Source organism: Blastococcus mobilis, assembly GCF_900188025.1.
Classification (GTDB): domain Bacteria; phylum Actinomycetota; class Actinomycetes; order Mycobacteriales; family Geodermatophilaceae; genus Blastococcus_B; species Blastococcus_B mobilis.
In genome coordinates this window covers 350,856-372,877 of sequence record NZ_FZNO01000001.1, presented here as the reverse complement: position 1 = coordinate 372,877, position 22,022 = coordinate 350,856, and the positions used below count along the sequence as shown (strand labels likewise).

The window sequence follows — 22,022 nt, the reverse complement described above, 5'->3', positions numbered from 1 at the left end:
GACGGCTGGGCAGCACGCCAGGTACTGATGGCGCTCCGGCCGAGACTTCCGCCGCCGGGGACGGTCCCGCCGTCCCCGCGCCGCGATCGAAGCGACAGGAGGACACCATGTCCACCAGACGCCCGCTCGAGGGCCGCCGGATCGCCGCCCTGGCGGCCGACGGCTTCGAGAAGGTGGAGCTGACCCTTCCCCTGCGAGCCCTGAAGCGGGCCGGCGCGAAGGTCGACGTCGTGTCCCTACGGCGCGGACGCATCCGTGGGGTGAACCTGCACGTGCCGGCCAGGCGGGTCGGCGTGGACAAGACGATCAGCGAAGCAAGCCCCCGGGACTACGACGGTCTGCTCCTCCCCGGCGGCTTCATCAATCCTGACCTGCTCCGGCAGTCCGCCCCGGCACGGGCGTTCGTCCGCGCGTTCGCCGCGACTGACAAGCCCATCGCCACCCTGTGCCACGGACCGTGGGTCCTCGCATCGGCGGGGCTCTTGGACGGACGGACCCTGACCTCCTGGCCCGGGATCCGCGACGACCTGGTGAACGCCGGTGCCACCTGGCTCGATCAGGACCTCGTCCGGGACGGCAACCTCACCACGAGCAGAGGTCCGCAGGACATGGCGGCCTTCGTCCCCGGAATGCTCGATACCTTCGCCAAGCCCTCGCCGGAGCCGGCGACGAGAGCACCGGGTCGTGAGTCCGATCCGCCGCGGGACGCACCTCCCGGCCCGGCCGTCGCCGCGCTGCGATGGTCACCGAAGCCCTCAGCCGCCGCCGTGGTGGGCATCGGCCTGGCCGCTGCCGCCCAGCGAGCCCTGCGTGGCCGGGCTCGGCAGCACTAGAGGATCCGGGCCGCGATTCGCTACGACTGTTGTCGTCGCCGGGAGTGGCTGCTCGGTGCACGGTGTCGACGGCGGCGTACGGCCAGCACAGCGGATCTCTGGAGTCGGGACGAAGCGCGCGTCCGGGGTCTGGGGGGCAACGCCACCTCCGCCGATGGAACAGCCGCCGGCCGGACGGCGCTGGAGCTGCCGTGGTCGACGTGGAGCTGCGGCTCTCCCTGCTGGACCGGTCCCGCACCCGGCTGGGCGAACCCGACGCCGCGGCGCTCAGCGGCACCGTCGCGCGCGCGGCCCACGCCGAACAGCTCGGGTTCGGCCGGTTCTGGGTCGCCGAGCACCACGGGGTGCCCGGAGTCGCGGGCGCTGCCCCGGCGGTGCTGCTGGCCGCCATCGCCGGCCGGACGACGACCATCCGGCTCGGCTCGGCCGGCGTGATGCTGCCGCACCACCAGCCACTGGTGGTCGCCGAGCAGTTCGCCACGCTGTCCGCCTTCGCCCCCGGCCGGGTCGACCTGGGGCTGGGCCGCTCCCCCGGCTTCACACCGCCGGTGCGTCGGGCGCTGCGGGAGACCGACCGGGACTTCGCCGCCGACCTCGCCGAACTGCGCGGGTTCCTGACCGGGACGGCGGAGACCACCGTGCACCCGCAGCCGGTCGGCGCGGTGCCGCTGCACGTGCTGGCCACGGGGCACGGCCTGCAGGTCGCGGCCGAGCTGGGGCTGCCGGTCATCCTCGGCGGCCCGCTGCTGGGGGTGGCCGGCGACCCGGAGGCGGGACTGGAGGCGCTGGCCGGCTACCGACGCGCCTTCCGGCCCTCCGCGCAGCAGCCGGAGCCGCGGGTGGCGATCAGCCTCGACGTGCTGGTCGCCGACACCGCCGCGGAGGCCGCTGACCTGCTGCTGCCCGAGGCGTGGGCGATGGCCCAGGCCCGCACCACCGGGGTGTTCCCGGCGCTGGAGCCGGTGGCCGCCATCCGGGCCGCCGCCCGCACCCCCCGCCAGCAGCAGTACCTCGAGCAGACCGCGGCAGCGGCGATCGCCGGCACCCCGGCCCAGGTGGAGCACCGGCTCGCCGAGCTGCTCGACCGCACCGGGGCCGCCGAGCTGGTCGCCTCCAGCAGCACCTTCGACCGGACCGCGCTGGCCGCTTCCGACGCGGCGCTGGCCGCACTGTTCGGCCGGGCTCCGTCCGCTGCGCCGCCTGCCGGCGGCGAGTGCCCACCCCCGGGCGATGGGCGCGAATCCGCGCAGTGAACCGCCTCGCCTCGCCGAGGTCGCCGGCGTGCAGGCGTTCTCGGGACGGCTGGTCACGTGCGGCTCCCGCCGACGTGGCTGCCATGGTGGCCTCGACTGCCAGGGGGTGCTCGTGCCGACCGCTGCTCGCGCCAGGAGCTGGTCGTGCCGGACGTGCCCGGTGCGTCAGTGCGTGACCTTGAGGCCGATGACGCAGCCGACGATGCCCAGGAGCAGGAACACCCGCAACACCGACACCGGCTCCTGTCCGGACCACATGGCGTAGCCGGCGGTCAGAGCGGCGCCGATGCCCACCCAGACGGCGTAGGCAGTGCCGACCGGGAGGCCACGCATCGCGTAGGCGAGGCCGGCCATGCTGGCGGCCAGGGCGGTCAGGAAGACGACGGTCGGCGCCAAGCGGGTGAGGCCCTCGGACTTGCTGAGCGCGGTCGCCCACACGGCTTCGAGGACGCCGGAGATGATGAGCACGAGCCAGTACACGGGTGTCTCCTGGAGACGCCGTCTTGTCGCTGTCCGGGTACGGCGCTGCTCGTCCGGGAGTCTCATCGTGGACTCACGCCTACGGTCTCACATCCCACCGGCCGGGCACCGGTCTCGGCGGTGATGCTGACCACCGCAGGCGACCCGTCCGGGCCCAGCCGGCGGCCGGTGTGCGGCGGCCACCCTGATGCGGGTCGCGCGGGCCCCGCCCACCTCCGTCGGCGCCCCCTGACCCGGGTCAGGGGCTGACGGCCAGGAAGAGGAAGCCGGCCAGCAGTACCAGGTGCACGACGCCCTGCAGCCGGGTCGCGCGGCCCGGCACCACGGTCAGAGCAGCGACGACGACCGTGACTGCCAGCAGGACCATCTGCGTGGACCCGAGTCCCAGCAGCAGGGGGCCTTCCAGCCAGATGGACGCGATGGCGATGGCGGGGATGGTCAGGCCGATGCTGGCCACCGCCGAGCCGAAGGCCAGGTTCAGGCTGATCTGCAGGCGGTTGCGCAGCGCGGCCCGCCCTGCGGCGAGCGTCTCGGGCAGCAGGACCAGCAGGGCGATGACGACACCGACGAACGACGGGGGGAAGCCCACCGCAGCGACACCGGCCTCGATGGCCGGCGACTCCACCTTCGCCAGCCCGACGACGCCGACCAGCGCGATCAGCAGCAGAAGCAGGCTGGCGGCCGTCGCTCGACCCGTGGGGGGATCGGCGTGCTCCTCCGGCGAGTCGACCGTCCCCGGCGTGGGCACGGGCAGGAAGAAGTCGCGGTGGCGAACCGTCTGGGTGAGGACGAAGGCCGCGTACAGCACGAGTGAGGCGACCGCGGCGAAGGCCAGCTGCGCCGGGGAGAACTGCGGGCCCGGGCGGCTGGTGGTGAAGGTCGGGAGCACCAGGCTCAGCGTGGCGACGGTCGTGACGGTGGCCAGCGCCGCCCCGCTGCCTTCGGCGTTGAAGACGGCCAACCCGTAGCGCAGGGCGCCCAGCAGCAACGACAGCCCGACGATGCCGTTGCACGTGATCATCACCGCCGCGAAGACGGTGTCCCGCGCCAGGGACGCCGTCTCCGGCCCGCCGGACACCATCAGGGTGACGATGAGCGCCACTTCGATGACCGTGACCGCGACCGCGAGCACCAGGGAGCCGAAGGGCTCACCGACCCGATGGGCCACCACTTCGGCATGGTGCACCGCGGCGAGCACCACCCCGGCCAGGACCAGCGCCACCACGACGACGAGCACCGGGGGCAGCGTCCGGCCCCACGTGGCGGCCAGCGCCACCAACGCCACGGCCGGGAGGACGGTGGTCCAGGAGTGCAGTGGGGAGCGCGTCGCCGACGCCATGGGGCCCACGCTGGCACAGTGTGCAGCTGAGGAGGAGCGATGCGCGTCGGCGTCCGGTGAACGGTGTGGCCGCGCGCCCTGGGCCACGGGCTTAGTGTCACCCGTGGACTTCGCCGACCTGAGCCGGCCCTTCGTCATCGCCCACCGCGGCGGGGCCCTGCAGGTGCCCGAGCACACGATGGAGGGCTACCGGGTTGCGGTGGGCCAGGGTCTACCGGTCATCGAGCAGGACGTGTCGACACTCGCCGACGGCGGCCTCGGCGTCATGCACGACGGCACCGTCGACCGCATGACCACCTCGAGCGGCAACGTCGCCGATCACACGTCGGTCTCCTGGAAACAGCTCGACATCGACGCCTCGGCCACCCTCGGCGGAGGATGGCCCGACGGGCTGCGCCCCCCGCTGTTCGACGAAGTGCTCACCGAGTTCGGCAACCGCGTGCTCCTGTGCGTCGAGGCCAAGAGCAGCGACGCGATGGGCCCCATGATCGACGCGCTCGATCGACGCGGGATCAGGCCGGCGTCCGTGCTGCTCCAGTCCTTCGCGCTCGCCGACTGCCGGCTGGCGCGCTCGCGGGGGTGGGGGGTCATCTGGCTGGGCAGCACCGACGTCGCCGTGGCCACTGCCGAGGGCATCGGCTGGATCGGCCCGGAGGCAGGCCGCGTCACCTCCACGCTGTGCAGACAGGCGCACGCCGCAGGAATCAAGGTGGCCTGCCACACGGTCAACCGGCGACACCAGCGGGATGCCCTCATCGCCGCCGGCGTGGACGCGATCTTCTCCGACGACCCGGTCTACATCGCGGGGGACGCGGCGCGCCGCACGTCGGACCTCTTCGCCCACCAGGTCTGGCTGCCCGGGATGCTGGCGGACACCAGCCGCGGCCGGTTCTACCAGGACGACTCATCCTGGGGCTTCGACCGCTCCGACACCGCCGGGTCCACGCTCATGGGCTTCCTGGCACCGCCGGACCCGGACGCCTTCACGCTGCACCTCGACCTGCGCCTGGACGAGACCCGCGCCGACAGCCGCACCTGCTGCGGGTGGATCTTCCTGAGCACCGATGACCACCCGTACCGACCGCCGTCCGGATCGTCGCCCGGCGCCAACGGCTACCTCTTCGTCCTGCGCGGAGACGGCAACCTGCACGTCGATCGGGTCGCCGAGGGCGTTGCCACCGCGCTGGCATCCTCGACCGGAGGAGCCGCCTTGACGATGGGCACCTACGTGGCGCTCCGGGTCACCGTCACCGACTCGGCCCTTCACTTCACTCGCGCGGGCTCCGTCGCCGAGACCGTGACCGTCGCGGACGCCACCTACCGACCTGTCCCCGTCGTGCACCTCGGCAGCGCCTTCGCCGGGGTGCGCTTCAAGAGTCTGGTGTTCACATGACCGACCCGTTCGAACTCCCCGGCCACGGGCCAGCCGACCCGGACGGCTACCTCATCGAGCAGACCTCCGATGGCTACAGGTGGACGTGCCGCGCCGACGGCCGCACCGCAGGGCCGTTCCTCAGCCGCGATGAGGCCGTGCACTCCGCCGAGGCTGACCGCACCGCCCGATCCACCGAGAGGTGACCCGCTGCGGGGTCGTCAGGCCGGCCGTCGCCGGACCCGTGAGCTACCCGGGGTGTCCGGCCGCCGATACGGGTAAGGCAGGTCCATGAGCGCTGAGGACAAGATGAAGAACAAGGCCGAGGAGCTGCGCGGCAGGAGCAAGGAGGCCCTCGGCCGCGCCACCGATGACCCCGACCTCGAGGCCGAAGGCAGGGCCGAACGGAGCAGAGGCAACATCAAGCAGGCAGCCGAGAAGATCAAGGACGTCTTCAAGTAGGCCCGATCCGCGGAGTCACCCGCCACCGGAACCCCCTCGACGAGCTGTGATGAGCGTTCCGCCCTCCCGCTCGAGGTGCGGGTGGGCTGCCAGGGTCCGGTCGCCGAGACAAGAGGAAGACAGCACTGCGGGCACGTCGTCGCCTCATGGCTGTGTCCTTCCGAGAAGGAGGTCGCGTGCGACGGGTCCATCTGCTGGCCACGGGGGGCACGATCGCCAGCCGGCAGGGTCCGGACGGGCTCGCCGCCGTCACCCCGGCCACGGACCTGCTCGCCGCGGCCGGGTCACTTCCCGGATTGACCGTGTCGACGAGCGACCTCGGCACCGTCGGCAGCTTCGCGTTGACGACAGCCGACCTCCGGGCTCTGGTGACGGAGGCGCGCCGCTGCCTGGCGTCGGGCGTGGACGGCGTCGTCGTCACACACGGCACCGACACGATGGAGGAGTCGGTGTACCTCGCCGATCTCGTCCACGACGACCCGCGCCCGATCGTCTTCACCGGGGCACAACGACCGTTCGACGCCGCGGCTCCCGACGGCCCCGCCAACCTCGCCGATGCCCTCCGGGCCGCCGCCTCCCCCGCTGCCCGGGACCTCGGTGCCCTGCTCTGCTTCGACGGGCTGGTCTTCGCCGCCCAGGGCGTGCGGAAGGTCGACACGCTCCGCAGCGGGGCCTTCGCGGCTCCCGGCAGAGGCCCGGTGCTGCGCCTGGCCGCTGGGTCCGTCCTCCCCCTGGGCCGCCGCGCCCGCCCGGCGGCACTGCCGCTCGATCTGGCCGCCGACCTGCCGCGCGTGGACGTCGTGGCCTGCTACCTGGGCGTGGACGGAACCCTGATGCACGCCGCGGCGGCCGCGGGCGCGGCCGGACTGGTGCTCGAGGCCTTCGGCGCCGGGAACGTGAGCCCGGCGGTCGCCGAGGCCACCGAGGAACTCGTCGGCAACGGCATCCCCGTGCTCGTCTGCTCCCGGGTGCAGTCCGGTCCGGTGGTGCCCCTCTACACCGGCGGTGGCGGAGCGGACCTGGCACGGGCCGGTGCCCTGTTCGCCCATGACCTCAGCCCGTGGCAGGGGCGGCTCCTGCTGGCCGCCGCCCTCGCCGTGGCACCCGACGACCCGCACCGCGTCGTGGTCGACCGGCTCGCCGTCTGACACCCCGCCGCCCCGGCCGGGGGCGACCCCACCAGGAAGGAGCACGACAGCGATGAGCAAGGAGATCTTCGTGGCGTTCGGCGTCGACATCGACGCCGTCGGCGGGTGGCTGGGCTCGTACGGCGGGGAGAACTCCCCGGACGACATCTCACGGGGGGTGTTCGCGGGCGAGGTCGGCGTGCCCCGCATCGTCGAGCTCTTCCGGCGCAACGGCATGACGCAGACGTTCTTCTGGCCGGGGCACTCGATCGAGACCTTTCCGGAGCAGTTCGACGCGTGCGTCGCGGCCGGGCACGAGATCGGCGTCCACGGCTACAGCCACGAGAACCCCATTGCGATGAGCCGTGAGCAGGAGCAGGCCGTGCTCGATCGCTGCATCGAGCTCATCGAGAAGCGGGCAGGGCGGCGCCCCACCGGCTACGTCGCCCCGTGGTGGGAGTTCAGCCCGGTCACGAACGAACTGCTGCTCGACCGCGGGATCAAGTACGACCACTCGCTCATGCACCGTGACTTCGAGCCCTACTACGTCCGGGTGGGCGACTCCTGGACGAAGATCGATTACTCGGCGCCGGCGGACAGCTGGATGAAGCCGCTGGTCCGCGGGGACGAGACCGACCTCGTCGAGATCCCGGCCAACTGGTATCTCGACGACCTGCCGCCGATGATGTTCGTCAAGGCCAGCCCGAACAGCCACGGCTTCGTCAACCCACGGGACATCGAGCAGATGTGGCGCGACCAGTTCGACTGGGTGTATCGCGAGATGGACTACGGGGTCTTCACGATGACCATCCACCCCGACGTCTCCGGGCACCCTCAGGTGCTGTTGATGCTGGAACGGCTCGTCGAGCACATCAACGGTCATGACGGCGTCCGGTGGGCGACCTTCGACCAGATCGCCGACGACTTCCTCAGCCGCTCCCCCCGCTCCCGTGGACAGACGGCGACCGGCGCCACCATCTGAAGCGGGACGGCGTTCTCTCGGGGCATCGGCGAACGCAACCGACCGGACGGCGTGCCGTCAGCCGATCTTGGCCGGTATGCGCCGCCCTTCGAGCAGCAGGCACAGGTGCTGGAGCCCGGCGATCGAAGCGGCCTGCAGCAAGGGCAACCGCACGAACACCAGACCGAAGGGACCCAGGAAGGACGCGAAGAGCCACATCGAGGTTCCCAGGCAGAGCAGGCGTCGACCCGGGCTGTCGTCGTCGGTCCCCCGGCGGGCGAGGGGCAGCGCGCCCAACCCGAAGGCGACTCCGAGCACGACCCACAGCACCGCGGCGCTGCGCGTTCCACCCAGCCATTCGGAAGGGAGCACGCTCAGGGCGGCCGCCGTGAGGGCGGCCAACCACCACAGACGTCCGGCGGGGCGGCCCCTCCACCGTGCGGGCCGCTCATAGCAGTCCAGGCCGGTCGGCGGGTGGTCGGCCAGCATCCGGGACCTGTCCCGATGGACGACCACCGAGGGATGGTTCCGGGTGACCAGCGCGGCGAGATCCGCCGGCACAGCGGCCGACAGCCACAGTGCCTCGATCCGGCAGTGCTCGGCCCGCAGACCACGGGTTCCCGCGATGATCCGGCCCCAGCAGGCGACCACCGCGAGGACATGGCGGCTGCGTGGGTGCTCGCCGACCGACTCCTCCGCGCCGAAGGCGTAGAAGCCGCAGGTGCAGTCCGGATCCGGGCTGCGATGCGGCTCGCTGTCCTTGCGCAAGCAGCGCGCGGTGTTCGTGCCGTCGACCCAGTGCTCGTTCGAGAACAAGGGGTACAGGGCACCGTCCGGACCGATCCGGAAGGTGCGCAGTGCCCTGACCTCGCCTACCTGTGGCTCGAAGCCACCGTAGGGATCCACCGCAGCTACCTCGTAGGGGCCGGTTCCCGATGCGGCTCGGGTCGCTCCGGCGGAGCCGGCTCCCGCGTCGGCTCCGGCACTGGCAGAACCTCGATGCGGCGGACTTCCTTACCGATGTTGCCCACGCCGGAAAGCGTAGGTACCCGTTGTCGAATTGGGGGCTCTTCCGCCGTCCCGGCGGAGAAATCCGACGGACGCCGGTACCCCCGTGGGACCGGGTCGAGGGGGTGCAGGGGCGGCAGTGACGACGTCTCGGGTGGATGCGCCACCTGCCCCACCCACTCGGACCGGCATTCGACGACGGTTGCGCGGCCGGAGCGGATGACCCGGCCGACGCCACACCGATCGGACGACGACACAGCGTGACGGCGACCCGGACGCCGGGGACTTCTCGCGCCGGCGGCCACGGGGCTGTTGGTGGACGTCTGGCGAGAGAGACTCTCGTCTCCGTCAGTCCTGCGACCGGTGAGCCGCGTCGCGGGGGCCCGCGACGACCGCCCCACCGAGGGGACGTCCGATGAAGGACCCGGACCTCCGCACGCGCACGCGAAGCGCTCTGTCGCTGATCGCGGCGGGATGATCGACGTCGGCCGACCGTCCTGCGCTGCGGCGAGCACCCGGAGCTGATCGAGCCGAACCCGCCGTACGCGCTCTTCGACCCGCCAGGCGGTGACCATGTCCAGCAGCAGCTCCTCGCCCGGTCTGCTGGGACGGCGGAGCGAATGCGACACGTTGAGCGGGCTCGTGGCCGCTGCGAGGGCCCCGAGGCCGGCGAGTGGCTCCAGCAGGCCACCGTCGCGATCCGTGCCCGTGTGCCCCTGCAGGTGTTGGAGGACGTGATCCAGCCGTTCGGGACCTCCTCGGAGGCGTTCCTGGACGCACTGGTCGAGCTCCGCGCCAAGGCGGCCGTCCGCGCGTGATCGCGGCCCGCGCACGCGCCAGGTAGTCGCGCCCGTCGCTCCCGGCCGTCTGCTCGCCGGAGCGTCTACCCGGGGCGCTCCTCCCCAGGCACGGACTGTCGGCTGACGGCCCAACGGGTCCGCTGGCAGGACCGTCGATTCCGTGCTCAGCTGGTGACGGGCCGAACCCGACCAGCGTCCCCAGCCGCGGACGGGTGTGGCGGCAGCATCAGCCGGCCCCTGAGCGGCAGCCTCCCGCGAGTCGTGGCGCTCGGACCGATGTCCGCGGACTCGCGGACGTCCGCGGGGGTGAGGACGCCGGACACTGTGCACCGGAGGATGAGTCGTGCACCGGCTGAGAATGCTCGCCGAACGCGCCTGGGGACGGCTGCTCGGCGCTGACCCCGGGCTCATCCGCCTGCGCTCCGCCGGACGGACGACGGTCGCCCTGGCGGTCGTGCTGGCCGTCCTGGCGTTGCTGGCCGCGGTCGCCGGGCAGCCGTCGTCCGGCGTGATGGTCGGCGCGCTGGTCGCCATGGCCCCTGCTCTCTCACCACCCGACCTCGATCCCCGTCACCGGCGGTTCACGACCGTCCTGCTGGTGGCGGTCGCCGCCACGACGCTCTCCGCCGGCGCGCTACTGGCGCCGCACCGGCTGGCCGGGGGGCTCGGGCTGGTTCTGGTCTCGACCATGGCCTTCTACGTCCAACGGTTCGGCTCCCGCGGGACGGTACTGGGCACAGGCGCTCTCCTGGCCTACTTCGCAGCACTCGTCGTCGGTCCACCCCCGGGTCAGCTGCCGTGGTTGGTCACTGCGGTCGCGGTCGGCGCGGGCACCGGCCACCTCGTCCTGGGGTCCGTCCTCCTCGACCGGCCCGACCGAGTGCTCCCGCGCACGCTCGCCGCCTTCCAGGTGCGCGTCGGCGCGGTCGTGGACGCGGTGGACGACGCCGTCCGCGCCGGACGAGCGGACGAGCGACTGCTCGGCCGGCTACGCACCCGAAGTGCTCGGCTGAACGAGACGGCGCTGACGGTCCACGGCCAGCTCACCCAGCATCGCGACGACACCGGTCGACCGCTGGACGTCGACGTGGAGCAGCTCCTTCGCGTCGTCTTCGACGCCGAGCTGGCCGCCGAGCGCCTCGGCTCCTCCGCCGAACGGGTGGCCGCCACGGTCGAGGAGATCTCGCCGGCCGTCCGCGCCCGCCTGCACGACGCGCTCGAGGCGGTGGGGACCGAACTGCAGACCGCGACCAACCCCGTCGATCTGACGGCGGCCGGCCGACGGGCGGCGGGGGTGCTGGACATCGACCCGGGCTCGCCGAGCACCGAGGACGGGGACGCGACCGAGGACGTGCGACGCCTCGCGCTCGCGCTCCACGAGACGGCCGGCGCAGTGGTCCAGCTGCACCTCCTGGCCGCTTCTCCCGCCGACCGGACCGGGATCGGTGACGGCCCCGTCAGCGCGGGGGAGAAAGAGACGGTCGACGAGCGGCCGAAGAACATGGAGCGACCGGCGGGTGAGGAGTCGCCGGACACCGTGCCGACTCGGCTGGGGCCGAGCACCCGACGGGCCATCCAGGTCGGCGTCGCCACCTCACTGGCGATCGTCGCCGGCAATCTGCTGTCGGCCACGCGGTGGTACTGGGCATTCATCTCCGCGCTCGTGATCTTCCTCGGGACCGAGTCGAGCGGGCAGACCCTGGCCAGGGGTTGGCAGCGCCTGCTCGGGACGGTGCTCGGCCTGGCTGCGGGTGTCGTGCTCGCCACCGCCGTCCGCGGCGACACCGTCGCGTCCTTGGTGCTGGTCGTGGCGGCGTTCTACCTGACGCTCTTCTTCATGCAGGCCGGCTACGCCGTGTCGGTCTTCTTCAGCACCGTCCTCCTGGCGCTGGTCTACGGCCTCCTCGGGGAGTTCAGCGTCGACGTCCTGGTCGACCGGTTCCAGGAGACCGCCGTGGGGGCCACCATCGGTGTACTGGTGGCGCTCGTGGTGCTGCCCAGCAGCACGGCAGAGCTCGCCCGCGGCGCCGCCCGCGACTTCACCGCCACCCTTGCCGACCTGGTCGGGAGCGCGGCGGGCAGCCCCCTGGGCAAGGAGAGCTCCCCGCCACTGACGGAACAGACCGCCGAGCTCACCCGGCGGCTCCACCGGCTGCGGACCGTCGCCGCGCCGATGACGAGCGGCGTCACAGGGCTGGGCGGGCGGCACGGTGCCCGTCGGGCCCTGGAGGTGCTGACCAACTGCAGCCACTACGCCCGCACGCTCGCCGGCATCAGCGCCCGGCCCGCGCCGTCCCACACCCGGGCCGCGGTGCAGGACGACCTGGACGCCGCGGCCCGGCACGTCCAGGAGAACATCGCCGCGCTGGGTGATCTCATCGCGGGCCGGACCGCGACCGTGTCACCGGCTGATGACCTCCTGGACCGGGCCGAGCAGGCCCTGCGCGCCCGATCGCCGGAGGAGGGCGGAAGGCGGGTCGATCACGATGGGGCGGAGGAGCCGGGCAGCCGGGAACTCATCGCCATACACACTCTCCGCCGTCTGGATGCAGCCGTCACAGGCCTCGCCCGCGATCTCGGCGCGAAGGAACCGGCCGGTCGTCGACGTGACGCCGGCTCACCGGAGCAGCACAGCTGAGGGGAGCGAACGAGCCTTCGCACGCCCGTCCAGGGCCGGCGTCCCCGACGTCAGGTCGCCGGCACCTCCCCGACCCCCCTCCGGCCCGAGACCCGAGAGGCGCGGCCGCCGTGCTGCCGCAGGCGCGGTTCACTCCTTCTGAGAAGCTCTCGTCTGGACACCGGCGTGACAGAGACCGTCGGTGTGGGCGGAGGTACCCCCGCACAGGGCCGCTGCGGCCCCACCACCCACGTGACGTCCCGAGTGACCCCGCAGGGAGGAACGAGTCGACCCATGGCGACCACGGCGCTGTTGATCTTCGACCTCGTCGGCACGTTCGCCTTCGCGCTCAACGGTGCCCTGACGGCCCTGCGCGCCACCCGGCTCGACATCGTCGGCGTCGTCACCCTCGGCATGATCACCGCGCTCGGCGGCGGCGCCATCCGCGACATCTTCCTCGACAGCCTGCCCCCGGCCACCTTCCTCGACTGGCGCTACCTGGCCGTGGCAGCCAGCGGGGGGCTGATCGTGTTCTTCGCCGGGCATCGGCTGGAACGGATCAACCGGGCGATCAACGTCCTGGACGCCGCCGGGCTGAGCCTGTTCGCCGTCACCGGCGCCCTCAAGGCGGCCGGGCTCGGCTTCGGCCCCGCGCAGGCCATCATCGTCGGCACGATCACGGCGGTCGGCGGCGGCACGCTCCGCGACGTGCTCACCGGCCGGGTCCCGTCGGTGCTCAGCAGTGGGCTCTACGCCGTTCCGGCGCTCATCGGCGCCACCGCCGTCGTCATCGCCGAACTGCTCGGGATCCGGGGGCCGATCGCCACGGGCGGCGCCGCTGCCCTGTGCTTCGTCATCCGCATGGTCGGCGTCCACTTCGACGTGAACGCGCCCGTCCCGCCCGGCAGCCCCCCCGCCAAGGACGGCTGACCTCTCCCGGGACGTGGCTCTCCGACGGCCCGGCGGCCAGGCGGCCAGGCGGCCAGGCGGCCAGCCAGGCCAGAGCCGCGACGACGAGCGCCTGGGTGCCCGTGTCCAACGTCGGCTGGATGACCGGGGCGAAGGTGGCGGAGTGGTTCACCGGGATGTCCTGGGTGACTCGGCCGGACCGCTCGGCCTCGGCGTAGCGGTCCGCGTCGATGCCTCCGATGAACCAGTACGTGGAGGGCGCGCCCAGCGCGGTGGGCAGGTCGCTGAAGCCCTCGCTGGCCGACTGCTGTCCCACCGGTCCGGCCCGCTCCCCGAAGAACGTCGCGAACCCCGACTCCACCCGGCTGGTGGCAGCCTCGTCGTTGTCGGTCAGCGGGAACAGCTCGAACTCCGGCTCACGGCGGCTGCCCGACGCCTGGCACTCCGCGCGGACGATCCGTTCGATGGCGCCGAGGATCGTGCTGCGGGTGCCGCGATGTCACTCGGATCGATGAACTGCTTGATGGACTGGTCGGCCAGTGCGCTGTCGATCTCATCCTCGACCGGGCGCCCGGACACGGCCTCGCGATCGACCGACATGGGGGCCACGCACTGGGCGGGCCGTCGTCGGGCAGGCGGCCTGCCGGCTCGCGCTGTCGGTGCCGTGAACCCGTCGGCCAGCGGCGAGGCCGTGCCGTGCCGGAGGGCCACGTACCCGTCAGGTCATGGGGTATTCCGCCGCCGTCGGACCGGGAGCGGTTGGTGGCCCGGGACGGACGGACCACGGCCACCGGGCGCGGCGCGTAGGTGATGCAGCGCTGGCCCACCGGCCCCGGGAGCGCTCCACGCATGATGCACAGCGGTCGACACCTGTGCTGGCCGCGGGGTTGAGGAAGTCGGGCGGGGGGCAGACAGACGGGCGACCCAGATCCCGATGCCAGGACCGGAGCGCCGTGCCGACCCGACCGCTGACCCGCATCGACGGGTACCTGCCCATCGAGGACCACGGGATCATCGGGGACGGCGCCACCTGCGCGCTGGTCGCCCGCGACGGCTCGATCCCCTGGCTGTGCCTGCCCGAGTTCGACAGCCGGCCCTTCCTGGCCGGGCTGCTCGACCCCGTGCGCGGTGGCCACCTGACCATCCGCCCGGTCGACCTGCGCGAGGCCGGGCAGCGCTACGTGGAGGACACCGGTGTCCTGGTCACCGAGCTGCGCGGGCCCGAGGGGGTGCTGGAGCTGACCGACTGCATGACGCTGCGCTCGGGAGCCGACCTCGCTGAGCTCGTGTCGCCCGGGCGCGGCGAACTGCTGCGGGTGGCGCGGGTCCTCAGCGGGTCGGTGGAGGTGGACGTCCGCCTGACGCCCTTCGACCGGGTGCAGGTCACCCGGGAGGGCGGTGGCTGGCGGATCCACTGGGCCACCCGGCCGGAGCTGCACCTGGTGCTGTGGTGCTCCGCCGAGCTCACGGTCGGTCGCGACGGGTCCCTCGGAGGCCGGACGACCCTGGCCGCCGGTGAGCGGCTGACCGTGTCGCTGCACTGGTCGGGCAACACCCGGATCCTGCACCGCACCGACCCGGTGGAGCTGGTCGACCGGACGGCGCAGGCGTGGCGCCGCTGGGCGCAGCGGTTGAGTTACGAGGGGCCGCAGCAGGCCCTGGTCCGGCGCTCGGCGCTGACCCTCAAGCTGCTCGACCACGCCGCGACCGGCGCCATCGTGGCCGCCGCCACCTCCTCGCTGCCCGAGCAGATCGGCGGGGAGCGCAACTGGGACTACCGCTACACCTGGGTCCGCGACGCGGCCTTCTCCACCTACGCCCTGCGCCGCATCGGCATGCACACCGAGTCGGAGGCGTTCCTCGCCTGGACGCTCACCAACGCCGAGCGCGACCAGCGGGTCAGCATCATGTACGCCCTCGACGGCGGCCGACCGGTCACCGAATGGCAGGACGTCGCGCTGTCCGGCTACCGGGGTTCGGGCCCGGTGCGCTGGGGCAACGGCGCCGCGCACCAGCAGCAGCACGACGTCTACGGCGAGCTGCTCGACGTCGCCTACCAGTGGGTGCGCTCCGGCGGCACGGTCGAGGAGCACCTGTGGCGCGTGCTGCGGATCCTCACGGAGCAGGCCATCGAGCGCTGGAACACGCCGGACCACGGCATCTGGGAGATCCGCGACACCGGTCGCCCGTTCACGTACTCGGTGGCGATGTGCCACGTCGCCGTCGACCGGGCGCTGCGCATCGGCGATCTCTGCGGCCTGTCCCATCCGCGGGCCCGCTGGCAGGCGGCGGCCGACCGGATGCGGGCCGCCCTCCTGGAGCAGGCGTGGGACCCGGACCGGAGGACCTTCACCGAGCACCTCTCGGTGGACGGCGAGGGCCGCGGGGGGCTCGACGGATCGCTCCTGGCCCTGCCACTGCGCCGGGTGGTCGCCGCCGACGACCCGCGAATGGTGTCCACCACCGAGGCCGTGCGCCGCGTCCTCGACGCCGGGAACGGCCTGCTCTACCGCTATCTGCCCGCCGAGTCCTCCGACGGGCTGGCCGGGGATGAGGGCGCGTTCCTGCTGTGCAGCTTCTGGCTGGTCGACAACCTGACCGGCCAGGGCCGCCTCGACGAGGCCCACGAGCTGTACGCGTCGCTGTGCGGCCGGGCCACCGAGCTGGGGCTGCTGGCCGAGGAGATCGACCCGTCCACCGGCGCGTTCCTCGGCAACTTCCCGCAGGCCTTCAGCCACGTCGGGGTCATCTCCAGCGGCTGGGCGCTGGCGCGCGCGGAGAAGGCGCGGCGGTGAGGCGCTCGCTGGCGGTGCTCGGCGGTACCGGCGACCTGACCGGCCGGCTGCTGCTGCCGTCCCTGGCCTCTCTCGTGGCCACCGGTGCGTTCCCCCACGACGTCGAGGTGCGGGCGGTCGGCACGGAGGACTGGGACGACGACGGCTACCGCGACTGGGCCCGCGGCCGGCTCGCCGCGCACGCCGCGGAGGTCGACGAGCGGGCCCGGGAGCGCCTGATCAGCTGTCTGCGGTACCGCCGCGGCGACGTCACCGACGCCGGTCAGCTGCGCGCCGCCCTGGACGGGCTCCCCGGCGTGCCGATCGTCTACCTGGCCCTGCCCAACACGGTCTTCCACCCCACCCTCGAAGCGCTGGTCGAGGTGGGGCTGCCCGAGGGCGCGCAGGTGGTCGTGGAGAAGCCCTTCGGCCGCGACCGGGCCGACGCCCGGGCACTCAACGAGGTCCTGCGCCGGCTGGTGCCCGAGGAGGCCGTCTTCCGCATCGACCACTTCCTCGCCATGCAGACGGTGCTCAACCTCCTCGGGCTGCGCTTCGCCAACAGGATCTTCGAGCCGGTCTGGAACGCCGGCCACGTCGAGCGGGTCGAGATCGTCTTCGACGAGACGCTCGGTCTGGAGGGGCGGGCCGGCTACTACGACACCGCCGGCGCGTTGCGCGACATGCTGCAGAACCACCTGCTGCAGCTGCTGGCGCTGGTGGCGATGGACCCGCCGCACGCCATCGACGACACCTCCCTCCCCGCGCGCAAGGCCGACGTCCTCCGCGCGGTCCGCCCCCCAGCTGACCTGGCCCGCGACACGGTGCGCGGCCGCTACACCGCCGGCACCGTCGCGGGCCGGCAGCTACCCGACTACACCGCCGAGGACGGCGTCGACCCCTCCCGGGGCACCGAGACCTACGCCGAGTTCACCGTCACCGTCGACAACTGGCGTTGGGCCGGCGTCCCCTTCCGGCTGCGCACCGGCAAGGCGCTGGGCAGCGACCGCCAGGAGATCGCGGTCCACTTCAAGCCGGTTCCCCACCTCCCCTTCGGCGACGACCAGCCCGAGCCCGACGTGCTGCGGCTGCGCTTCGATCCGGACGGGATCGACCTCGAGATCAACCTCAACGGCGCCGGCGATCCCTTCGACCTCGAGCGCGAGGTGCTGCAGGCGGCGCTTCCCCGCCAGGAGCTGCCCGCGTACGGGGTCCTCCTCCGCGAGCTGCTGGCCGGCAGCACCACCCTGTCGATCAGCGACGTCGAGGCCGAGGAGAGCTGGCGGATCGTCGAGCCGGTCCTCGCCGCCTGGGCCGCCGGTGAGGTGCCGCTGCTGGAGTACCCGGCCGGCTCCTCGGGGCCTGCGCAGCCCTGACGGCCGTACCCTCGCTGTCAGTCCGCCGCCTGCTCGCGCAGGAACCGGTCGAGGGTCAGCCGCAAGGGGGCGCTGACCGGGGCGTCCACGGTGACCTCGCCGGCCCGCTCGAAGGTGAAGGTGACCGGCAGGGCCTCGGAGCTGAGCAGCGTCTCGTCGATCCCCGCCAACACGAGCACCGGCCCCTCGGGCCCGTCGGTGAAGACCGTCTGGTCGGCCGGGATGGTCACCGCCGGGTTGCTGGTGGCCGGGTTCTCGTCCACCAGCACCGCGGTGAAGTCAGGCCCGGACACCCCGACCAGCTGATCCTCCTCGTCGCCGGTGTTGACCATCGCCACACCCAGCAGCGCGGCCGACCCGACCTCGTATCCCCCAGGGGGCGGGTTGTCCAGCCGGATGTTGCGCAGCTCCATGTCTCCCACCGAGGCCTCGACGCCGGGGCCCCCGACCCGCACGGGCTGCTCGTCGTCGCCGCATCCGGTCAGGACGACCGCCGCAGTGATCAGCACGCTGCCCAGCACGGCCCGACGACGAGACCTCTGCACGCTTCTTGCCTGCCGCATCCGCTGCTCCCTGAATTGCCGACGTCGGTGCGGTGGCCGGGCTCACCCTTGCCGAGCTGCTCCGGTCGCGCCGTCGAGATCGGATCGCCGGCTCACCTGGAGCCGGCCGAACAGCAGAAGCATGATGCCGTCGGTCAACGCCTGTACCCCGAGCAGGATACCGAGCAGGGTCAGCGTCGCCTCGAACACGTTGAACAGGACGATCAGGCCCAGGACCAGCCCGACCACGCCGCTGAGCAGCAGCGCCGCGCGCGGCGCGTCGGGCGCGAATGCGGCGATCAGCCGCACGATCCCCCCGGCCAGGAACAGCGCCCCGGCGACGAGCGTGAGCGTCAACGCCGCCACTGCCGGGTTGCGCAGCATCATCAGCCCGAGCACCAGCAGCAGCCCGCCGCTGAGCGCGGTGGCCCAGAAACCGCCCCGGCCGAGCTGGAAGAACGCCGCGATGATCAGGACGACGCCGCCGACCAACCCCAACCAGCCGAGGAAGATCACCGACACCGCCGTCGCCCAGACGACGTGGGCCAGTATCACCAGCCCGGCGATGACCAGCAGCACGCCGAGCACGATGTCCCATCCGCTGCGCCGACGCGCAACCACGATGTCGCTCATCCCGTTCCCCCTCGGTGAAGCGTCCGATCACCGTGCTTACCCACTGCGTCGACGAGACACCTGCTGCGTGGTCGAGGAGGCCGGCACGGTGACGGTCGGGACCCCGAGCATCACCGTCTGCGCGGATCGGTCAGGCCATGCCGCACAGCACGACACGGGCTAGCGTCGTGCTGTCTGTAGGCGAACTCCGGCGTTCACCGGCGGATGGCCGCCTCGAACCGGGATCACCGCATCGTTCGCCAGGGCTCGTTCCTCTCGGGAGGTGGCCGTGGGAGACGTTCCGGCCGGCCACGAGAACCTCGCGACGGCCCCCGAGTCCAGCGCTCCACCGGCTCCGACACGACGTGCGAGCCGGTCCGGCGACCGGCAGGGATGGGCGTCCTGCGCGCTGGCGGCCGCCGGCTTCGTCGTGTGTCTGGTGGGCTGGCTGCAGGGCGGCGCGTCGTCGGACTGGCCCTGGATGCCCTCGCTGGATCTGCGACTGAGCTTCGCCCTGGACGGGCTCGGCGCGCTGTACGCCCTGCTCGCCACCGGCATCGGGGTCCTCGTGTTCGCCTACGGGACCGCCTACCTGTCCCTCCACCTGGCCCACCAGGAGCGAGCGACGGCGGAGCGGTGGCGGTTCTGGCCGTGGATGGCGTTGTTCGCCGCGGCCATGGTGGGACTGGCGACGGCGCAGGACCTCGTCCTGCTGTTCCTCTTCTTCGACGTGACGGCGGTCTGTTCCTACTTCCTCATCGGCTTCGACCGGGATGAGCAGCAGGCCCACCGGGCCGCGCTCATGGCGCTGCTGGTGACCGTGGTCAGCGCCGTCGCGCTGCTGATCGCCGCCGTGCTGCTGTACGCCGAGTACGGGACCTTCTCCATCCCGGAGCTGGTCGATCGCGTGGACAGCGGCACGACGACGACCGTCGCGGCCGCGCTGCTGGCCGTCGCGGGGCTGGGCAAGAGCGCTCAGGTGCCCCTGCACTTCTGGCTGCCCCGGGCGATGGCCGCGCCGACGCCGGTCTCGGCCTACCTGCACTCGGCGGCGATGGTCGCCGCTGGGGTTCTCCTCCTCGGCCGAGTGCACCCGCTGCTGGCCCGCAGCGACGCGGTGCTGACCGGTCTGCTGGTCGTCGGGACGGCGTCGATCGTCGTCGGTGGTGTGCTGGCGCTCAGCCAGGACGTGCTGAAGCAGGTGCTCGCCTACTCCACGATCTCCCAGTACGGGTACGTGGTCGTGCTGTACGGCATCGGCGGCGCGACCGCCAGCGGCGCGGCTGCCTTCTACGTCCTCGCTCACGGCATCGCCAAGAGCGCGCTCTTCATGACCGCCGGCGCGGTCACGATGGCGACCGGGCAGGACCGGTTGTCCCGCCTGGGCGGCCTGGGGCGGCGGTCCCCACTGCTGGCAGCGGCCGCGGGAGTGGCGGCCGCCAACCTCGCCGGACTGCCGCTGACCGCCGGCTTCTTCAAGGACGAGCTGTTCTTCGAGGCCGCGCACGGTGCCGGATCGGTGACCACGGTGATCGCCGTGCTGGCCGCCGGCCTCACCCTGGCCTACATCGGCCGATTCTGGATGCTGTTGTTCCTCGGTCGGCCGCGGACGGACCCGTCCCCGGTCCCCCGGCTGCTCACCGCGCCGATCACCGTGCTCGCCGTGGCCAGCGTGCTGGTGGGCGTGGTCCCGCAGCTCTTCGCGGGACTGGCCGCCGACGCGGGCAGCGTCACGAACGCGGCACCCGTCGACGTCTCCCCCGGGTACCACCTCGACGCCAGACCGGCCAACCTCATGGCGCTGTCGGCATGGGCGCTGGGCGTCCTGGTGCTGGTCTTCCCGGGCACAGCGCGCGCAGGGTCGCTGGCGCTCGCGCGAGCCGGTGATCGGATCGGGCCCCAGCGGATCTACACCCGACTGCTCCGCGCGTCGTTCCGGCTGTCCGGAGCGCTCCACGCCCGCGAGGTCCTCGACCTTCGCAGCAGCGTGGCGGCGGTCCTCGTGCCGGCCGGCCTGCTCATGGCGCTGGCGTTCGCCGCCACGCCCACCGTGGGGGCCTATGCGGTCGGTTCGCCGGCCGGCAGCGACTGGCTCATCCTGCCCCTGCTCGGCCTGGTCCTCGTCGCCGCGTGCGTGACCGCCCGGGCCGGCACCAGGCTGGGGATGGTGCTCGCCCTGTCCGTCGTGGGCTTCGCGCTGGCCGCCGTCTACGCGCTCAACAGCGCCCCGGACGTCGCCCTGGTCGCTGTCGTCGTCGAGACGATGATCACCCTGGTCTTCCTGGCCGCGCTCGCCCGGCTGCCCCGTGCAGCATCCGCGGCGCGCCCAGGCCACCTGCACGTCGACGTCGGCGCCGAGGCGCCCCTCAGGGGTGCCCGATGGCGGAATCCGCTGGCCGCGGGGGTCGCCGGTCTGGCGGCCCTGGCCGGCATCTGGGGTTTCCTCTCCGAGCCCGATGTCACCCCCGGCCTGGCCGAGGAGCTCATCCGGCGAACCCCCGAGGCCCACGGCCAGGACGTCGTCACCGTGACCATCACCGACTTCCGGGGACTGGACACCCTCGCCGAGATCACCGTCCTGCTCATCGCCGTGGTCGGGGTGGCGACGCTGGTGCGGAAAGGCAGGCTCTGGTGAGCCGACCGTATGTCGTCGCGCAGGTCGTGGCCCGGCTCCTGTGGGGACCGAGCGTGGTGGTCGCGATCAGTCTCATCGTCAAGGGCTACACCGACGTCGGTGACGGCTTCGCCGCCGGAGTGGTCGTCGCCCTCGGCCTCGCCCTGTTCTACGTCGCGCTCGGGGCGTCCGCCGCGGAGCTGGCCCTGCCCTTCCTGCGGTACGCACCGCGGCTGATGATCACCGGTCTTCTGCTGTGCCTCGGCACGGGCTTCTTCCCGTTGCTCTCCGGCGAGCCGATCTTCAGCCATCTCCCGGAGCCCGGAGCGCATGTCGCCACGGTCGGCTCGCTGGAGCTGTTCACTCCCCTGCTGTTCGACCTGGGGCTGTTCCTGCTCGTCGTCGGCGTCCTCACCGTCCTGCTGCACCAGCTCGCCGGGTTGAAGGGCGTGGCCGAGGACCTGGCCGTGCCCCCGGTGGACGACGCACCGACGGGAGGACGGCGACCGTGAACCTCGCCTTCGCCACCGGCGCCGCAGTTCTGTTCGGCTGCGGGGCGTACCTGCTGCTCCACCGCGATCTGTTCCGGGTCGTCGGGGGCATCGCACTGATCTCCCAGGCAGCCACCCTGACCTTGATCGCCTCCGGCCTGACCCGGGGACGGGCCCCCATCTCACCGGAGCCGAACGAGCCGGTCAGCGACCCGGTCCCGCAGGCGCTGGCGTTGACCGCGCTGGTCATCGGGCTGGCCACGCTGGCGCTGCTGCTCGCACTGGTCCACCGCCTCACCGTGGTCCTGCGCACGGCGCGACACGACGAGCTGGCAGCGCAGGAGGCGCAGCACGAGAGCCGGCTCGAGCCGGACCGACAACGGGACCGGGACGAGGCCACGTGACCGAGCTCGCGAGGTCACGCAGGGAGACAGCACCCGGGGTCGCGGGGC

General features: G+C 72.7%; 20 protein-coding genes and 1 riboswitch. Of the genes, 15 read left to right on the top strand and 5 right to left on the bottom strand.

Going from position 1 to position 22,022, the window contains the following annotated elements; translation table 11 throughout:
• Positions 1-107: 107 nt before the first annotated feature.
• Both CHB94_RS01690 and CHB94_RS01685 read left to right on the top strand, forming a co-directional pair.
• Positions 108-833: a type 1 glutamine amidotransferase domain-containing protein gene (locus tag CHB94_RS01690; RefSeq protein WP_089334821.1), complete on the top strand. Its 726-nt coding sequence runs from the start codon at positions 108-110 to the stop codon at positions 831-833.
• A gap of 191 nt (positions 834-1,024) precedes the next feature.
• Positions 1,025-2,086 (top strand): MsnO8 family LLM class oxidoreductase, encoded by a 1,062-nt coding sequence (locus CHB94_RS01685; RefSeq protein ID WP_254920331.1) that lies wholly within the window; start codon positions 1,025-1,027, stop codon positions 2,084-2,086.
• A 165-nt stretch (positions 2,087-2,251) separates the two neighbouring features.
• Here the strand turns inward: CHB94_RS01685 and CHB94_RS01680 are convergent, their stop codons facing one another.
• On the bottom strand, positions 2,252-2,566 hold the full coding sequence (locus tag CHB94_RS01680) for a DMT family transporter (RefSeq protein WP_089334820.1): 315 nt from the start codon (positions 2,564-2,566) through the stop codon (positions 2,252-2,254).
• A 12-nt stretch (positions 2,567-2,578) separates the two neighbouring features.
• Positions 2,579-2,644, bottom strand: a riboswitch (guanidine-III (ykkC-III) riboswitch).
• A 160-nt stretch (positions 2,645-2,804) separates the two neighbouring features.
• A complete protein-coding gene (locus CHB94_RS01675; RefSeq protein WP_089334819.1) occupies positions 2,805-3,905 on the bottom strand; it encodes a calcium:cation antiporter in 1,101 nt (366 codons plus the stop codon).
• A 103-nt stretch (positions 3,906-4,008) separates the two neighbouring features.
• Between CHB94_RS01675 and CHB94_RS01670 the strand changes: the two genes are divergently transcribed.
• From CHB94_RS01670 to CHB94_RS01650, 4 genes are all read left to right on the top strand, one after another.
• Positions 4,009-5,298, top strand: a complete 1,290-nt coding sequence (locus CHB94_RS01670) for a glycerophosphodiester phosphodiesterase (protein ID WP_176445358.1) — start codon at positions 4,009-4,011, stop codon at positions 5,296-5,298.
• 270 nt (positions 5,299-5,568) lie between these two features.
• On the top strand, positions 5,569-5,739 hold the full coding sequence (locus CHB94_RS01660; RefSeq protein WP_089334816.1) for a CsbD family protein: 171 nt from the start codon (positions 5,569-5,571) through the stop codon (positions 5,737-5,739).
• A 176-nt stretch (positions 5,740-5,915) separates the two neighbouring features.
• Complete coding sequence (locus CHB94_RS01655; RefSeq protein WP_089334815.1) at positions 5,916-6,887, top strand: asparaginase; 972 nt, start codon at positions 5,916-5,918, stop codon at positions 6,885-6,887.
• A gap of 52 nt (positions 6,888-6,939) precedes the next feature.
• Entirely contained in the window at positions 6,940-7,848 is a 909-nt protein-coding gene (locus CHB94_RS01650; protein WP_089334814.1) for a polysaccharide deacetylase family protein, read from the top strand.
• Between the two features lie 57 nt (positions 7,849-7,905).
• Here CHB94_RS01650 and CHB94_RS01645 read toward each other — a convergent pair whose 3' ends face one another.
• On the bottom strand, positions 7,906-8,733 hold the full coding sequence (locus tag CHB94_RS01645; protein ID WP_089334813.1) for a hypothetical protein: 828 nt from the start codon (positions 8,731-8,733) through the stop codon (positions 7,906-7,908).
• Between the two features lie 722 nt (positions 8,734-9,455).
• Here CHB94_RS01645 and CHB94_RS01640 point away from each other — a divergent pair.
• The 6 genes from CHB94_RS01640 to CHB94_RS01615 all read left to right on the top strand — a co-directional run bounded on the left by CHB94_RS01640 (position 9,456) and on the right by CHB94_RS01615 (position 17,311).
• Positions 9,456-9,653 carry a hypothetical protein gene (locus CHB94_RS01640; protein ID WP_089334812.1) on the top strand — a complete coding sequence of 66 codons (198 nt, stop codon included), beginning with the start codon at positions 9,456-9,458 and terminating at the stop codon, positions 9,651-9,653.
• A 325-nt stretch (positions 9,654-9,978) separates the two neighbouring features.
• The gene (locus tag CHB94_RS01635) at positions 9,979-12,273 is read left to right on the top strand and encodes an FUSC family protein (RefSeq protein WP_141137394.1); all 2,295 of its coding nucleotides are present in this window, start codon (positions 9,979-9,981) and stop codon (positions 12,271-12,273) included.
• A 273-nt stretch (positions 12,274-12,546) separates the two neighbouring features.
• The gene (locus tag CHB94_RS01630; RefSeq protein WP_089334810.1) at positions 12,547-13,182 is read left to right on the top strand and encodes a trimeric intracellular cation channel family protein; all 636 of its coding nucleotides are present in this window, start codon (positions 12,547-12,549) and stop codon (positions 13,180-13,182) included.
• 218 nt (positions 13,183-13,400) lie between these two features.
• Positions 13,401-13,676 (top strand): hypothetical protein, encoded by a 276-nt coding sequence (locus CHB94_RS24880; protein WP_176445357.1) that lies wholly within the window; start codon positions 13,401-13,403, stop codon positions 13,674-13,676.
• Positions 13,677-14,114: 438 nt separating this feature from the next.
• Positions 14,115-15,956, top strand: a complete 1,842-nt coding sequence (locus tag CHB94_RS01620; RefSeq protein WP_217899117.1) for a glycoside hydrolase family 15 protein — start codon at positions 14,115-14,117, stop codon at positions 15,954-15,956.
• Positions 15,953-17,311 carry a glucose-6-phosphate dehydrogenase gene (locus tag CHB94_RS01615; protein ID WP_089334808.1) on the top strand — a complete coding sequence of 453 codons (1,359 nt, stop codon included), beginning with the start codon at positions 15,953-15,955 and terminating at the stop codon, positions 17,309-17,311. The genes CHB94_RS01620 and CHB94_RS01615 overlap by 4 nt, the downstream gene beginning before the upstream one ends.
• 17 nt (positions 17,312-17,328) lie before the next feature.
• Here CHB94_RS01615 and CHB94_RS01610 read toward each other — a convergent pair whose 3' ends face one another.
• The gene (locus tag CHB94_RS01610; protein WP_254920330.1) at positions 17,329-17,856 is read right to left on the bottom strand and encodes a copper chaperone PCu(A)C domain-containing protein; all 528 of its coding nucleotides are present in this window, start codon (positions 17,854-17,856) and stop codon (positions 17,329-17,331) included.
• Between the two features lie 60 nt (positions 17,857-17,916).
• Positions 17,917-18,486, bottom strand: coding sequence for an HdeD family acid-resistance protein (locus CHB94_RS01605; RefSeq protein WP_089334806.1), 570 nt, complete (start codon positions 18,484-18,486; stop codon positions 17,917-17,919).
• A gap of 268 nt (positions 18,487-18,754) precedes the next feature.
• Here CHB94_RS01605 and mbhE point away from each other — a divergent pair, with 268 nt between their 5' ends.
• Genes mbhE through CHB94_RS01590 form a run of 3 tightly spaced genes read left to right on the top strand, consistent with a single transcriptional unit; the run spans position 18,755 to position 21,974 of the window.
• The gene (gene mbhE, locus CHB94_RS01600) at positions 18,755-21,100 is read left to right on the top strand and encodes a hydrogen gas-evolving membrane-bound hydrogenase subunit E (RefSeq protein WP_089334805.1); all 2,346 of its coding nucleotides are present in this window, start codon (positions 18,755-18,757) and stop codon (positions 21,098-21,100) included.
• The gene (locus CHB94_RS01595; protein WP_217899116.1) at positions 21,097-21,591 is read left to right on the top strand and encodes an MnhB domain-containing protein; all 495 of its coding nucleotides are present in this window, start codon (positions 21,097-21,099) and stop codon (positions 21,589-21,591) included. The genes mbhE and CHB94_RS01595 overlap by 4 nt, the downstream gene beginning before the upstream one ends.
• A complete protein-coding gene (locus CHB94_RS01590) occupies positions 21,588-21,974 on the top strand; it encodes a sodium:proton antiporter (protein ID WP_089334804.1) in 387 nt (128 codons plus the stop codon). The genes CHB94_RS01595 and CHB94_RS01590 overlap by 4 nt, the downstream gene beginning before the upstream one ends.
• Positions 21,975-22,022 lie beyond the last annotated feature (48 nt).